At 65.7% G+C, this 251-nt stretch carries 1 protein-coding gene; it reads right to left on the bottom strand.

Translation table 11 applies throughout. The annotated features are described in order from the left end of the window. The coding region (locus SB756_RS33215; protein ID WP_410913654.1) for a flavoprotein at positions 1-251 on the bottom strand (251 nt) is incomplete at both ends.

The raw sequence follows: 251 nt of genomic DNA, 5'->3' as shown, positions 1-251 counted from the left end.
ACCAGCGGGTCGAGCATCCGGCCCGGCCCGACATCGCCGCAGGCCTGGCTGCCGCTGTCCGGTCCCCAAATCAGCACGCCACGCGCCTGCAGGCTCTGCAGGTTATGCTGGGTCACCGCCGCACGATACATCTGCTGATTCATAGCGGGCACCACTGCCACGGGTGAGGCCGTCGCTAACACGGCGGTCGTCACCAGATCGTTTGCCATACCGGCAGTAATACGGGCAATCAGGTCAGCAGTGGCCGGTGC

This window comes from Pseudomonas sp. SIMBA_068 (assembly GCF_046534705.1).
GTDB lineage: Bacteria > Pseudomonadota > Gammaproteobacteria > Pseudomonadales > Pseudomonadaceae > Aquipseudomonas > Aquipseudomonas putida.
This window is presented reverse-complemented; position numbering and strand designations above follow the sequence as displayed.